The sequence below is a fragment of the Streptomyces hesseae genome (assembly GCF_031845785.1).
Taxonomy (GTDB): domain Bacteria; phylum Actinomycetota; class Actinomycetes; order Streptomycetales; family Streptomycetaceae; genus Streptomyces; species Streptomyces hesseae.
Genome location: NZ_JAVRFI010000006.1, coordinates 137,425 through 151,294, shown reverse-complemented (window position 1 = coordinate 151,294; position 13,870 = coordinate 137,425). Strand labels below are relative to the sequence as shown.

Genomic DNA, 13,870 nt, shown 5'->3' with positions numbered 1-13,870 from the left:
CGGGCCGATGCCGAGGAGGGGTCGTATGGACGGCAGCACGGGACGCGTGGAACACGGCGGTCCCCCGGCGGTGGTACGCCGGGCCAGGGTCGCGACGGCGACGGTCTTCGCCGTGCACGGCGCGGTCACCGGCAGCTTCGCCACCCGCGTCCCCTGGTTCCAGGACCACCTCGGCATCGGCGCCGGCCGGCTCGGGCTGGCGCTCGCGCTGCCCGCGGTCGGCGCCTCGCTCGCGATGCCGCTCGCGGGGCGGATAAGTCACCGCTACGGCTCACGGGCCGCGCTGCGCGCCCTGCTCGCCCTGTGGTGCGCCTCGCTGGTCCTGCCCGCCGTCGCCCCCGGGATGATCACGTTCTGCGCGGCGCTGGCGGTCTACGGGGCCACGTCCGGGATGGCGGACGTGGCCATGAACGCCCTGGGCGTGCGCACCGAGGAGCGGCTGGGCCGCTCGATCATGTCCGGACTGCACGGGATGTGGAGCGCCGGGGCGCTCACCGGTTCGGTGGCGGGCACGGTCGCCGCGCACGCCAATACGGACGCCCGGGTCCATCTCGGGCTGGCGGCCGGCGTCCTGGTCCTGCTGGGCGCGGTCGTCTGCCACTGGGTGCTGGATCTGCGCGCCGAGCCGGAGGAGCATCCTCCGCCGCGGTTCTCGGCTCCGCCGCGGTCGGCGCTGGCCATCGGGGCGGTGGGGTTCTGCGCCGTCTTCGCGGAGGGCGCGAGCCTGGACTGGTCGGCGGTCTATCTGCGGGACGTCGTCGGTTCCGGCGCCGGGGTCGCGGCGGGCTGCACCACGGCCTTCGCCTGCACGATGGCGGCGGCCCGGCTGGCGGGCGACGCGGCGGTGCGGCGCTTCGGGCCGGTGCGCACCGTACGGGCCGGGGGCGCGCTGGCGACGGCCGGCGGGGTGCTGGTGGTCGCCGGGGGTTCGGCGGTGCCGGTCATCGCCGGGTTCGGCCTGCTGGGACTGGGCATCGCGGTCGTCGTGCCGCTGGCCTTCGCGGCGGCGGGGCGCAGCGGGCCCGAGCCCAGTCGGGCGATAGCGGGCGTGGCCACCATCACCTACACGTCGGGGCTGGTGGCGCCGGCCGTCATCGGGCAGATCGCGAACGCCAGCTCGCTCACGGTGTCCTTCGCCCTGGTGACGGCGGGGGCCGCGGGGCTGGTGGCGGGCGCGGGCGTACTGCGCGCCCCGGTCCGCGCGGCGACGTCCGGCCGGGCCGCCGCGGCGGTCGAACGCCGCTAGGTACGGGCGCCGCTAGGTACGGGCGCCGGCGGGGCCACGCGCCGCCGCGGGCCGTGCGCCGAACCCCGGAGGGTTGCGGCGACGGCCCGCGGTGGAGGGGGATTGTTCAGGCGCGAAGGGTCAGATCAGAAGTCCCAGCCGCCGTGGCCGCCGTGACCGCCGTGACCGCCACCCCAGCCGCGGTTGCAGTCTTCGCCGCCACCCCAGCGCTCGTGGTGGCCGCCCCACTTGCCGCCGCCGCAGTCGTCTTCCCAACCGCCGTGGCGGCCGCCGCCCCAGCGGCCTCCGCCGCAGTCCTCCTCTTCCCAGCCACGGTTGTGGCCACCCCAGCGGCCTTCGCCGCCCCAGCGGCCTTCGCCGCCGCCCCAGCCGCCCCAGCCGCCGCCCCAGCGGTTGTGGTGGCGGTTCGTCCAGCCGCCCAGCCAGTCCCACAGGTTGCTGTGGCTCCAGACGTGCCGGTAGATGTGGTGGTGGGTGTGGTGGTCGCAGTCCTCGTGGTGGCGGCCGCGGTCGCGGTCGCAGTCACGGTCGCGGCCCCGGTCGCGGTCGCGACCCCGGTCGCAGTCCCGGTCCCGGTCGCGGTCGCGGTCGCGACCCTTGTCCCGGTCACGGCCCTTGTCGCGGTCGCGACCCTTGTCGCGGTCACGGTCCTTGTCGCGGTCACGGCCGTGGTCACGGCCGCGGTCGCAGTCACGGTCGTCGTCCCAGCCCTTGACCTGGTTGCCGGACGCGATCTGCGGCGCGGCCTGAGCGACCCCGGCGACCGGAACGACGGTTGCGGCGGCGATGATCGCGGCGGCCGCGGTGCGGCCGACGTGCTTGCGCATGTGTGTCTCCTGAATTGCAGGAAATCGGACACAGGGACGCATACCTCGCATGAGCTGATAAACATCCGGCGGTCGTGGCCATACAGCCCTACGAGGTGTTAATTGCGCCGATCGCAGCAACACCCCGTGCGGGGCGGCCCGCCGCCCCGCAGCTCCAGGCGCGCGGGAGCACCCGCCGGGCCCGCTTAGCATGGTCCGGATCATCACAACGCGAACATTTTGGGAGCAGTCATGGGCCTGGGCGTCCGCTGGACCCTGCACGGGGACGGGCGCACTCCCGCACCCGGCGCCGTCGTCAGACCGGATGAACGGCTCTCGTGGCCGAGGACCGCGGGGCTGGGCGCCCAGCACGTGGTCGCGATGTTTGGCGCATCTTTTGTAGCACCCGTCTTGATGGGTCTCGACCCGAATCTCGCGATCATGATGTCGGGCGTCGCCACGATGCTCTTCCTGCTGGCGACCCGCGGCCGGGTGCCCAGCTATCTGGGGTGCAGCCTCTCCTTCGTCGGCGTCGCGGCGATCATCCGGGCCCAGGGCGGCGACAGCTCGGCGGTCACCGGCGCGATCCTCGTGGTCGGCGTGGTGCTGTTCCTGGCCGGTCTGGTGGTGCGGCGGTTCGGCGCGCGGATCATCCACGCGGCGATGCCGCCGGTGGTCACCGGTGCCGTGGTCATGCTGATCGGCTTCAACCTGGCACCGGTCACGGCGCGGACGTACTGGCCGCAGGACCAGTGGACGGCGCTGTTCACCATGCTCTTCACCGGGCTCGCGGTGGTGTGCCTGCGGGGCTTCTGGTCCCGGGTCGCGATCTTCCTCGGCCTGCTCTTCGGCTATGCCCTGTCGTGGGTGTCCGACCGGCTCTTCGGCAAGATCCACTCGGTCAACGGCGGCGCCGAGGCCGTCGACCACTGGCGGCTGGACCTCTCGGGGGTGGCCAAGGCGGACTGGGTCGGCCTGCCCTCGCTGCACGGGCCGAGCTTCGGCTGGTCGGCGGCGCTGGTGGCGCTGCCGGTGGTCATCGCGCTGATCGCGGAGAACGCGGGGCACGTCAAGGCCGTCGGCGAGATGACCGGCGACCGGCTGGACGACCAGCTGGGCCCCGCGATCGCGGCGGACGGCGCGGCGACGGTGCTCTCCACGGCGGTCGGCGGGCCGGCCAACACCACGTACTCCGAGAACATCGGCGTGATGGCCGCCACCCGCGTCTACTCCACGGCCGCCTACTGGGCCGCGGCCTTCTTCGCCCTGCTCTTCGGCATCTGCCCGAAGTTCGGCGCCGTCGTCGCGGCGATCCCGGGCGGTGTGCTCGGCGGCATCACCGTCATCCTGTACGGCATGATCGGCCTGCTGGGCGCGCAGATCTGGGTCCACAACAAGGTCGACCTGCGCAATCCGCTGAACCTGGTGCCGGTGGCCGCGGGCGTCATCATCGGCATCGGCGGCGTCTCCCTGAAGTTCGGCAAGAACTTCGAGCTGGGCGGCATCGCGCTCGGCACGATCGTGGTCCTGTCCGGCTACCACGTCCTGCGAGCCCTGGCCCCGGCGCACCTCAAGGCGCAGGAGCCGCTGCTGGACGAGGGCACGAGCAGCTACGACCCGGTCGAGGGCACCACCGGCGAGGGCCCGGCGCGCGGCCAGGCGTGATCACTCGGGGTGTCGCCGCCGGGAGCCCGGCGGCGACACCCCGCCGTTCACCCGTTCTGGTTAACCATCGGACCGGACCACCTACGCTCCGCATTCATCTGTCACTCTGTGTGCATGACGATGACGCGGGTACAGCCGGCGGTGCCCGCCGGTATCGAGGGGGTTCTGGCGCGGATGCGGGCGCTGGAGGCCGCGCTGCCGCCGGGGGACGGGGTGGCCGTCTTCAACCGGGTGTATCTGACCGTCACCGAGGAGGTCGGCCGGCGGACGGCGACGGGGGGCTTCCGGGACCGTACCGCCACGACGGAGCTGGACGTGCGCTTCGCCGAGCGCTATCTGCGCGCCGTCGACCAGGCCGCGCGGGGGCGGCGGCAGCCCGCCTGCTGGCGGCCGCTGTTCCAGTTGCGCGGCCATCCGGCCGTCCGGCCGCTGCAATTCGCGCTGGCGGGGATCAACGCCCACATCGGCCATGACCTGGCGCTGGCGCTCGTCGACACCTGCCGGGTGCTGGAGGTCGAGCCGCACGCCCTCCAGGGGGACTTCCACCGGATCGGCGAGACGCTCGTCGCCCTGGAGGAGCGGATCCGCGAGGAGCTGATGCCTGGTCCGGACGCCCTCGACGTCGCCGATCCCCTGACCCATCTGGTCGGCTCCTGGACCCTGGAGGCCGCGCGGAACGCGGCCTGGGCCTCGTTCCGCGCGCTGTGGGCGATACGCGATCTGCCCGAGCTGGCCGAGGAGTTCACCGACCGCGTCGACGCCGGCGTCGGCATGGTCGGCCGCTGTCTCCTCACCCCGCTGGGCTGACTCACCCCCGCTGGGCTGACGCACGCCCGTCCACCCCGTACGAACGGGCGGGCGCGCGTCAGCGGCCGGAGCGGTGGAGCGGCTCAGTCCTCCGGCAGCTCGACGGGCGCGATCTCGTCGAAGACGTCGCCCGGGCCGGGGTTGGTGGCGTCCGTGCCGCCGCCGAACTGGTGCATGACGCCCCACACGGCGTTCAGCGCGGTCTGGATGGCGCCCTCGGCCCAGCCGGCCGTCCAGGAGATGTCGTCGCCCGCGAGGAAGATGCCGCGCTTGTCCTCGGGCAGCCGCTCCTGCATGAAGTGGGTGTACAGCCGTCGCTGGTAGCGGTAGTGACCCGGCAGGTTGGCCTTGAACGCGCCCATGAAGTAGGGCTCGTTCTCCCAGGAGATCGTCACCGGGTTGCCGGTGATGTGCTTGCGGATGTCGACCTTCGGGTAGATCTCGCCGAGCGACTTGAGCATGACCTCCAGGCGCTCGTTCGCCGACAGCGGCAGCCACTTGAGGCTGTCGTCGCACCAGGTGTAGGAGAGGCAGATCACGGCCGGCTTGTCCGGGCCGTTGTCCAGCAGGTAGGTGCCGCGGGTCATCCGGTCGGTGAGCGTCATCGACATGACGTCCCGGCCGGTCTCCTCGTCCTTGTCCAGCCAGAACGGCCGGTCCACGGGCACGAAGAGCTTGGACGACTCCATGTAGTGGGTGCGCTCGATCGCCGTCCAGTGGTCGATCGGGAAGAGCGAGTCGTCGCACGCGATCTTGGAGAGCAGCATCCAGGACTGCGCCGTGAAGACGGCCGCCCGGTAGGTGCGGATGTCGCCGGTCGCGTCGGTCACCGTGATGCGGTTGCCCGCCGTGCGGTGCAGCCGGGTGACGGCCGGGCGGGGGGCGCCGTCGTGCAGCGAGGACAGCGAGGTGCCCTGCGCCCAGTGGACGATCTTCTCCGGCTCGCGCTCCCACAGCCGCAGCGGAAGCTGCTGGCTGCCGCCGACGATGCCGCGGTGGTGGTCGTCCGCCTCGGTGTAGACGACGCGCAGGATCTCCAGGATGGAGTTGGGGAAGTCGGTGTCCCAGCCGCCGGTGCCGAAGCCGACCTGGCCGAAGATCTCCCGGTGCCGGAAGGACTTGAAGGCCTCGGACTCGCAGAGGAAGCCGTAGAAGGTCTGGTCGTCGAGCTTCTCGACGAGCTTCGCCCAGATCTCGCGGATGCGCGGCACGTCGCGCTCGCGCATGGCGCGGTTCATGTCGGTGAAGTCGGCGCCCTCCTCCAGACAGGCGTTCCACGCGGTGGCGACGTCACGGTAGACCTGCGGCAGGTCGTCGATCGTCTCGGCGTAGTGCGACTCGCCCTTGAGGTCGACGACGGTCGAGGGGGTGTCGGGCGCCAGCGGGTTGGGGAACGGCTTGGTCTCCAGGCCCACCAGGTCGATGTAGTGCTGGAAGGCGGTGGAGGACGGGGGGAAGCGCATCGCGCCCATCTCGGCGGTCAGCTCGTCGTCGCAGCCCTCGAAGCCCACCGTGCGCAGCCGGCCGCCGATCTGGTCGGCCTCGTAGACGACAGGCTTGAGGCCCATCTTCATCAGCTCGTACGCGGCGACGATGCCGGACAGGCCGCCGCCGATGACGGCGACCTCGGCGCCGTGCTCGGTGGCCGGGATCTGGCCGAGGCCCGCCGGGTGGGCGAGGAAGTCGTCGTACGCGAAGGGGAAGTCCGGGCCGAACATGGTGATCGGCGGCTCGACGGGCTGGGCCTGCTCGTGCTCGTCGTGGGCGGCGGGGGGCACCGTGGACGTCATCGGCTGGACTCTCCTACTGGCAGGGGGTGTTGAGGGGGTGCGCGGGGCGGGGTCCGCGGGTCAGGTGAGCGAGGTGTAGAGCGCCGGGCGGCGGTCGCCGAGATAGGGGTTCTCGGCGCGTGACGCCCGGAGCAGCTCCGGGTCGACGTCGGCGACGACCAGGTCCTCGCCGGCGCCGGCCCGGGCCCGTACGGTCCCGTCCGGGGCGGCCAGACAGGACAGCCCCGCGAAGGTGAAGTCGCCTTCCACGCCGCAGCGGTTGGCGTAGGCGATGTAGAGCTGGTTCTCCCACGCGCGGGCCGGGACGATCGTCTGCGGGACGATCTCGTACGGCCGCATCAGCGCGGTGGGGACGAGCAGCAGCTCGGTGCCGGCCAGGGCGTGCGCCCGGACGGCCTCGGGGAACTCGACGTCGTAGCAGATCAGGATCCCGATCCGGACGCCGTCGAGCTCGGCCTGGACGACGAGGTCCCGGCCGGGGGTGAAGCTGGTGGTCTCGTACTCGCCGAAGAGATGGGTCTTGCGGTAGTTCGCCAGCCGGGCCCCGTCGGGGCCGATCAGCTGGACGGAGTTGAAGATCTCCGCACCGTCGCGCTCGGGGTAGCCGTAGCCGATGGCCAGGCCGTGCTCGGCGGCGATCCGCGCGACCGCCCGGGCGCCGGGGCCGTCGGCGGGCTCGGCGAGCCCGCCGACGGCCGCGCCGAGGGCGTACCCGGTCAGGAACAGCTCGTCGGTGAGCAGCAGCCGGGCGCCGGCGGCGGCGGCCCGGCGCGCGGCGTCGTCCAGGGCGGCGATGCTGTCGGCGGTCGAGGCGGGAACGCCGCTGGGGCCTTGGCAGAGCGCGATACGCAGCGGCGTCATGCGTCCTCTTCAGCAGTCGAGCAGGTCAGTTCAAACGCTCGTACGTTTAAACGACTCGACGGTAAGGTTTCGGCTCTTGGCCGGACAAGGCGCGGACGTTGCGCGACGACGGTGGATTCGTTGCGTGTTTTGACCCGGTAGCGGCGAATCGTTGCGTCGTACCCCTGGTTCTCAAGGACTGGACAGCGGAAGTCAGCCCTGGATCTCCCGCACCCATGCCGCCAGCCCTGCCGCGAAGCCCGCCCGCTCCTCCGGCGTCAGCCCGTCCAGCGCCCGCAGCAGCGGCTCCCCCCGCAGCGCGACGAAGGTCTCCAGCAGGGGCCGGTAGTCCACCGTCAAGGACACGAGCACCCGGCGACGGTTCGCCGGGTCCTCCGACCGCTCCACGATCCCCGCCCGGCTCAGCGCCCCCACCAGCTCGCTGGCGGTCGGCAGGGAGACGTGCAGCCGCCCGGCGATCTGGCCGACGGTCAGCGGTACGCCGGCCAGCAGATGCGGCAGCACGGCGCCATGGCGCGCCGTGAGCCCGTGCTGCTCCATGGCCTCGCGCAGCGCCGGCGGCATCTGCTCCCGGACTCGCACCTTGCGGAAGAAGGGCTCCAACAGGGGGACGAGGGCGATGACTTCGACCTCTTCGGCGGTCGGGGTGCGGGGCGGTGTCCCGGTTCTGATCGCGTGCGGCATACTTCGATTGTAGATGCTTTGGAACTCAGAACTATTGGGATATTCGAAAGGTATGGGTGGCCGGATCATGCCGTCGATCAGCTACAGCGATGCCCTCAACGACGCCCTGGAGCGCATGAAGGATCTGGGGTACGAACGCGGCCAGGGCGTCGACCTGGCCAATCACGGCCCGATGGGGGCCGAGGCGCTGGCCCTCCTCGGGCACGAGGACGAGGTCTCCCGGTGGGTGGAGCGCTACCGGCGCGCCATGGAGCACCATGAGCCGCCCGCCCCGCGCTTCGCCCTGGACCCCGCCGACGAGTCCTCCTGGCGCCCCGCGCTCGGGGCGTTCCACCGGGCCGGCGACTGGGAGGCCCTCTTCACCCGCGAACTCGCCGAGGCGCACTGGCGCGAGGTGCTCGTCCGCTGGTGGCCGCGGCTGCTCCCCGGCCTCTTCGCCGGGCTGACCCACGGCCTCATCCGCACCGCGCACGCCGTGCGCGGCCTGTACGCCGCCGAGCGGCCCACCCCGCTCCAGCTGGACGAGCTCGCCCGGGGGCTGGCCTACTGGGCCGCCCGCTTCACCGAGCTCCCCGGCCGCCCGCGCCTGGGCGGGACGTACGATCTGGCCGGCGCGATCGCCGCGCTCCCCCGCGTCCCGCACGACGGGCCGCTGAGCCCGGAGGTCCCCCGGCAGCGCCTCGCCCGGCTCGCCGAACTCCCCGGCTACGGCGAGGCGTTGGAGGCGCTCGCGCCGGACCGCGCGGACCGGCTGCTGAGCGAGATGACCCTCCGGTTCGCCGACGTCTACCTCGCCCACCCCGAGGTCTTCCCCGTCCCGCTGATCCACGGGGTGACCGCGCCCGCGGCCGCCCGGCTGGTCCTCCCCCACCTGCCGCCGGAGCTGCACGAGCCGACGTTGGCCGCCCTCTGGCAGGTCCACACGACCTTCCTGCTGGCGTTCACCACCGACCGGCGCGGCGAGGGCACCGACGCCTGGCGGGCGGAGGCGGAGGTGGCGCCCGCGCTCCCCGAGCTGGCCGCGCGGGCGGTGGAGCACGGCGACGAGCACGTCATCAAGTTCACCGAGGCCTGCCTGCGTGAACACGCGCTGCGGCCCGACCCGCGCTATCTCGCCGCGGCCTTCGCCGCCCAGGGACGCGTCAGCCGGCTGGACACCGGTGGCGCGATCGGCGTCGCCGGCCGCCGCTGACCTCTTGAGGCCCGGGTCAGGACGGGGCGCCGGAGCTGAAGCGGCGCAGCAGCGGCGAGAGGACCAGCACGGACTTGGTGCGCTCCACGAAGGGCTCGCCCGCGATGCGCTCCAGGACCCGCTCGAAGTGGCGCATGTCCGAGGCGAAGATCTGCACGATGGCGTCGGCCTCACCGGTGACGGTGGAGGCCGACGCCACCTCCGGGTAGCGCGAGAGGCCCCGGTGGATCGCCTCGGGCGAGGTGTTGCGGCGGCAGTAGAGCTCGATGAACCCCTCGGTCTCCCAGCCGAGCGCCGCCGGGTCCACACGTACGGTGAAGCCGGTGATGGCGCCCTCGGCGCGCAGCCGGTCCACCCTCCGTTTGACGGCGGGCGCGGACAGGCCGATCTCCGCTCCGATGTCGGCGTAGGAGCGCCTGGCGTCCTCGGCCAGGGCATGCACGATGCGTTCGTCGAGCTCGTTCAATCGCACGGCGGGTGGATCACTTTTCTCCGGGTCATGGCTGCTGCTACCAGCAGTAGATCACGTGCCCGGCCCCGCTCCCGACCCGTGCGCGGTGGGGGCGGCTCATCTGCCGAGGGTGGTGATCATGGCGGAGGGCCCGGGGAAGTCCTCGACCAGGGCGTCCATCAGGACTTCGTCGACGCGCTGACCCATCCAGTGGCCGGATTTGCGGAAGCGGCCGGTCGGCCGGAACCCGGCCTTCTCGAAGGCGGTGATCCCGGCCCGGTTGGGTTCCAGGATCCTCAGCCATACGGCGTGGAGCCCGCCCAGGTGGAAGGACCAGTCGAGGGTCAGCCGGGTGGCCTCCTCGGCGAAGCGCCGGCCGCGGTGGGCCGGGGCGATCAGGAGCGAGAACTCCGCCCGTCGCTCGCGGGCGTCGACCCGTAGCGAGGTGAGGCCGATGGGCTGCTTGTCCTTGAGCCGGACGATCTCGAAGCACGGACGGTCACGGTCGCCGAGCGCGCGGTCCCACTCGTCGGCCCGGGCCTCCCAAGTCTGCGGGAAGCCGCTGCCGCGGCCCAGGACGCTACCGGGGTCGGTCTCCCATTTGTGGTACTCGGTCAGCATCTCGTCACGGGGCATTCCCAGGGCGAGCCGGTCGCCGGTCAGCAGGAGGTGGGGGCTGCTCATCGGATGTGATCCCTTCCGTGCCCCGGACGGCCGGGCCGGGGCCGTCGACATACCCGGCTGCCGGGTTCGACATACGTGGCTGCCGGGCCCGCGCGGAGCGGACCCGGCAGCCGGGATCATAGGACGGCGCGGAAGAAGATCATTTCCTGTTGGAAGGCTTCCGGGACTTGGCGGAACGCTTCGCCGTCGGCTTCGCGGCCTTGGCGGGGGCCTGGGCGGTCTTCGCCGCCGCCTTCGGAGCCGCCTCGGGCGCCTCCTGGGCCACCTCGGTCACATCCGCCACCAGCTCACCGCCGGCCTCCCGGGCGAGCCGCGAGCTGCGCATGCCGTAGGCGAAGTAGAGCACCAGGCCGATGACCATCCAGCCGCCGAAGACCTCCCAGGTCACGATGTCCAGGCTGGTCATCATGTAGACGCACATGGCGCAGCCGATGGCGGGGAAGACCGGGGCCAGCGGCACCGTGGTGTCGCCGAAGGGAATCCGCACACCCGAAAGCGGTACCCGGAAGCTGCGCTTCATGGTCGGGCGGGTGAACCGCAGCACGATGACGGCGATGTTGACCAGCGCGAAGGCGAAGAGCGTACCGATGCTGGTGGCGTCCGCGAGCTGGCCGAGCGGCACGGCGGCGGCCAGGACTCCGCAGAAGAGCGAGACGATCACGGTGTTGGCGACCGGGACGCCCTTCTTGCTGACCTTGGCGAAGGACTTGGGGACCAGTCCGTCGCGGGACATCGCGAAGAGGATGCGGGTCTGGCCGTAGAGGACGGTGAGCACGACGCTGGCGATGGCGATGACGGCACCGGCGGCCAGGAGGACGGCCCAGAAGCTCTGACCCGTGACGTCCTTCATGATCCCGGCCAGCGCGGCCTCGGAACCCTCGAACTTCTTCCACGGCAGGGCGCCGACGGCGACGGCCGCGACCAGGACGTACAGGGCGGTGACGATCAGCAGCGAGAGCATGATCGCCTTGGGCAGGTCCTTCTTGGGGTCCTTCGCCTCCTCGCCGGCCGTCGACGCGGCGTCGAAGCCGATGTACGAGAAGAACAGGCTGGCGCCCGCGGCGCTGACACCGCCGAGGCCGAGCGGCATGAAGGGGGCGTAGTTGCCGGCGCGGATGCCGGTGAAGGCCACGGCGCAGAAGAGCAGCAGGGCCACGATCTTCACGCCCACCATGATGGTGTTGGCGCGGGCGCTCTCCTTGGCGCCGCCCAGCAGGAACGCCATGCACAGCAGCACGACGAGCAGGGCCGGCAGGTTGAAGACGCCGCCGTCCACGCCGGGCGGGTTGGCCATCCACGTCGGGATGGTGACGCCGATGGTGCCCTCGAGGAGCTCGTTGAGGTACTGGCCCCAGCCGACGGCGACGGCCGCCACCGAGACGCCGTACTCCAGGATCAGGCACCAGCCGCAGACCCAGGCGACGACCTCGCCCATGGTGGCGTAGGCGTACGAGTACGAGGAGCCGGAGACCGGGATGGTGCCGGCGAGCTCGGCGTAGGACAGGGCCGAGAAGAGCGCGGTGAGACCGGCGATCACAAACGAGATCACCACGGCGGGGCCGGCCTTGGGCACGGCCTCGCCCAGCACCACGAAGATGCCGGTGCCCAGCGTGGCGCCGATGCTGATCATCGTCAGCTGCCACATGCCGAGCGAACGGCGCAGCGTGCCGCCCTCGCCCTGGCCGCCCTCGGCGACCAGGCGCTCGACAGGCTTGCGGCGCATCAGGCGGGCGCCGAAGCCGGCGGTCGGCAGCGGGGCACGCTTGGCATCGGCGGTCACGGCCGACGATGCGCCTTTGTCCAACACTGGGGTCGATCCCACAGGGGTCGCTCCGTTCAATGATTTCCCGGTCGGGGGGTGGCCGGTCGGGAGCGACGGCACGGCAGCCCCAGGGCGCGCCGGCATGGCAGAGCAAACCCGTAGCGAGGGGGTACCGCCGAGCAAGCGGTATCCGCCACTCCACGTTCTGCGCAGACCTTACGAGGTGAGGGCCCGCGCTCGTAATGCACCATTCTTGCGTATGCCCGTTCGATCATTGCGTCGGGGTGCCTTTAGCAGTGAATCATTGCGCACGGTGTTATGAATCGGTACAGGGGTAGCAAAAAAGGGGCGCGACCCGGCGAACCGGATCGCGCCCCTTCATGGGCGGTGGGGACTACTGCCAGCTGGCGTGCAGCGGCTTGCCCTCGGCGTAGCCGGCGGCGCTCTGGACGCCGACGACGGCCCGCTCGGCGAACTCCTCCAGGGAGCCCGCGCCCGCGTAGGTGCAGGAGGAACGGACACCCGCGATGATCGAGTCGATCAGGTCCTCGACGCCCGGGCGGGCCGGGTCGAGGAACATCCGGGAGGTGGAGATGCCCTCCTCGAACAGACCCTTGCGGGCCCGGTCGTAGGCGGACTCCTCGGAGGTGCGGTTGCGCACGGCACGGGCCGACGCCATACCGAAGGACTCCTTGTACAGACGGCCGTCGGCGGTCTGCTGGAGGTCGCCCGGGGACTCGTACGTCCCGGCGAACCAGGAGCCGATCATGACGTTGGAGGCACCGGCGGCCAGCGCCATGGCCACGTCGCGCGGGTGACGGACGCCACCGTCGGCCCAGACGTGCTTGCCGTACTTCTTGGCCTCGGCGGCGCACTCGAGCACCGCGGAGAACTGCGGGCGGCCCACGCCGGTCATCATGCGGGTGGTGCACATGGCGCCCGGGCCCACACCGACCTTGATGATGTCCGCGCCGGCCTCGATGAGGTCGCGCACGCCCTCGGCGGCGACGATGTTGCCCGCGACGATCGGGACCCGCGGGTCGAGCGACCGGACGGCCTTGACCGCGGAGATCATGCCTTCCTGGTGGCCGTGCGCGGTGTCCACGACGATGGTGTCGGCACCGGCGTCCAGCAGGGCCTTGGCCTTGCCGGCCACGTCGCCGTTGATGCCCACGGCGGCGGCGATGCGCAGCTTGCCGTCCTTGTCGACGGCCGGGGTGTACAGCGTCGCGCGCAGGGCGCCCTTGCGGGTCAGGATGCCGACCAGCTTGCCGTCCTTGTCGACGGCCGGGGCCAGCTTGCGGTGCGCGGCGTCCAGCTGGTTGAAGGCCTCGCGGGGGTCGATGTCGGCGTCGAGGAGCAGCAGCTCCTTGGACATGACCTCGGAGAGCTGCGTGAAGCGGTCCACACCGGACAGGTCGTGCTCGGTGACGACACCGACGGGGCGCTGGTCCTCGTCCACGACGACGCCGGCGCCGTGGGCCCGCTTCGGCAGCAGGGAGAGCGCGTCGGCGACGGTCTGGGTGGGGGCCAGCACGATCGGGGTGTCGAGCACGTGGTGACGGCCCTTGACCCAGGAGATGACCTCGGTGACGACCTCGATCGGAATGTCCTGCGGAATGACGACGAGGCCACCGCGGCGGGCGACCGTCTCCGCCATGCGGCGGCCGGCGATCGCGGTCATGTTCGCGACCACGAGCGGAATGGTGGTGCCGGTCCCGTCGGGGGCGGAGAGGTCCACACCCTGGCGGGAGCCGACCGCGGAGCGGCTCGGCACCATGAACACATCGTCGTACGTCAGGTCGTACGGCGGCTTCTGGTCATTGAGGAAACGCACGTGCTGATACATCCCAGTCGTTCGAGGTGACCCCCGACAAGGCATGCCGAGGGAAAAGCACGTACTTCATTCTCCCATGCCGACC

At 71.8% G+C, this 13,870-nt stretch carries 12 protein-coding genes; 4 read left to right on the top strand and 8 right to left on the bottom strand.

The genetic code is table 11. The features are described from left to right. The first annotated feature begins 25 nt into the window (after window positions 1-25). Entirely contained in the window at window positions 26-1,246 is a 1,221-nt protein-coding gene (locus RM609_RS12530; RefSeq protein ID WP_311610462.1) for an MFS transporter, read from the top strand. Between the two features lie 125 nt (window positions 1,247-1,371). On the opposite strand, the gene RM609_RS12525 is transcribed toward RM609_RS12530, so the two are convergent. Further along, window positions 1,372-2,073, bottom strand: coding sequence for a hypothetical protein (locus tag RM609_RS12525; RefSeq protein ID WP_311610460.1), 702 nt, complete (start codon window positions 2,071-2,073; stop codon window positions 1,372-1,374). Window positions 2,074-2,304: 231 nt separating this feature from the next. On the opposite strand from RM609_RS12525, the gene RM609_RS12520 reads away from it, so the two are divergent. After that, the gene (locus RM609_RS12520; RefSeq protein ID WP_311610458.1) at window positions 2,305-3,717 is read left to right on the top strand and encodes a uracil-xanthine permease family protein; all 1,413 of its coding nucleotides are present in this window, start codon (window positions 2,305-2,307) and stop codon (window positions 3,715-3,717) included. Window positions 3,718-3,831: 114 nt separating this feature from the next. Beyond that, window positions 3,832-4,524 carry a DUF5995 family protein gene (locus RM609_RS12515; protein WP_311610456.1) on the top strand — a complete coding sequence of 231 codons (693 nt, stop codon included), beginning with the start codon at window positions 3,832-3,834 and terminating at the stop codon, window positions 4,522-4,524. Window positions 4,525-4,607: 83 nt separating this feature from the next. On the opposite strand, the gene RM609_RS12510 is transcribed toward RM609_RS12515, so the two are convergent. The 3 genes from RM609_RS12510 to RM609_RS12500 all read right to left on the bottom strand — a co-directional run bounded on the left by RM609_RS12510 (window position 4,608) and on the right by RM609_RS12500 (window position 7,859). Continuing rightward, a complete protein-coding gene (locus RM609_RS12510; RefSeq protein ID WP_311610454.1) occupies window positions 4,608-6,314 on the bottom strand; it encodes a flavin monoamine oxidase family protein in 1,707 nt (568 codons plus the stop codon). A 60-nt stretch (window positions 6,315-6,374) separates the two neighbouring features. After that, window positions 6,375-7,175 carry a carbon-nitrogen hydrolase family protein gene (locus RM609_RS12505; RefSeq protein ID WP_311610453.1) on the bottom strand — a complete coding sequence of 267 codons (801 nt, stop codon included), beginning with the start codon at window positions 7,173-7,175 and terminating at the stop codon, window positions 6,375-6,377. A gap of 192 nt (window positions 7,176-7,367) precedes the next feature. Next, window positions 7,368-7,859: a MarR family winged helix-turn-helix transcriptional regulator gene (locus tag RM609_RS12500; protein WP_311610452.1), complete on the bottom strand. Its 492-nt coding sequence runs from the start codon at window positions 7,857-7,859 to the stop codon at window positions 7,368-7,370. Between the two features lie 67 nt (window positions 7,860-7,926). Between RM609_RS12500 and RM609_RS12495 the strand changes: the two genes are divergently transcribed. After that, window positions 7,927-9,051: a questin oxidase family protein gene (locus RM609_RS12495; RefSeq protein WP_311610451.1), complete on the top strand. Its 1,125-nt coding sequence runs from the start codon at window positions 7,927-7,929 to the stop codon at window positions 9,049-9,051. Window positions 9,052-9,067: 16 nt separating this feature from the next. Here the strand turns inward: RM609_RS12495 and RM609_RS12490 are convergent, their stop codons facing one another. The 4 genes from RM609_RS12490 to RM609_RS12475 form a co-directional block, all read right to left on the bottom strand. Further along, window positions 9,068-9,523, bottom strand: a complete 456-nt coding sequence (locus RM609_RS12490; protein ID WP_126913291.1) for an Lrp/AsnC family transcriptional regulator — start codon at window positions 9,521-9,523, stop codon at window positions 9,068-9,070. A gap of 96 nt (window positions 9,524-9,619) precedes the next feature. Continuing rightward, window positions 9,620-10,186, bottom strand: a complete 567-nt coding sequence (locus RM609_RS12485; protein ID WP_311610449.1) for a GNAT family N-acetyltransferase — start codon at window positions 10,184-10,186, stop codon at window positions 9,620-9,622. A gap of 139 nt (window positions 10,187-10,325) precedes the next feature. After that, on the bottom strand, window positions 10,326-11,993 hold the full coding sequence (locus RM609_RS12480) for an amino acid permease (RefSeq protein ID WP_438828424.1): 1,668 nt from the start codon (window positions 11,991-11,993) through the stop codon (window positions 10,326-10,328). A 349-nt stretch (window positions 11,994-12,342) separates the two neighbouring features. Then, complete coding sequence (locus RM609_RS12475; protein WP_311610447.1) at window positions 12,343-13,797, bottom strand: GuaB1 family IMP dehydrogenase-related protein; 1,455 nt, start codon at window positions 13,795-13,797, stop codon at window positions 12,343-12,345. Between the last annotated feature and the right edge of the window lie 73 nt (window positions 13,798-13,870).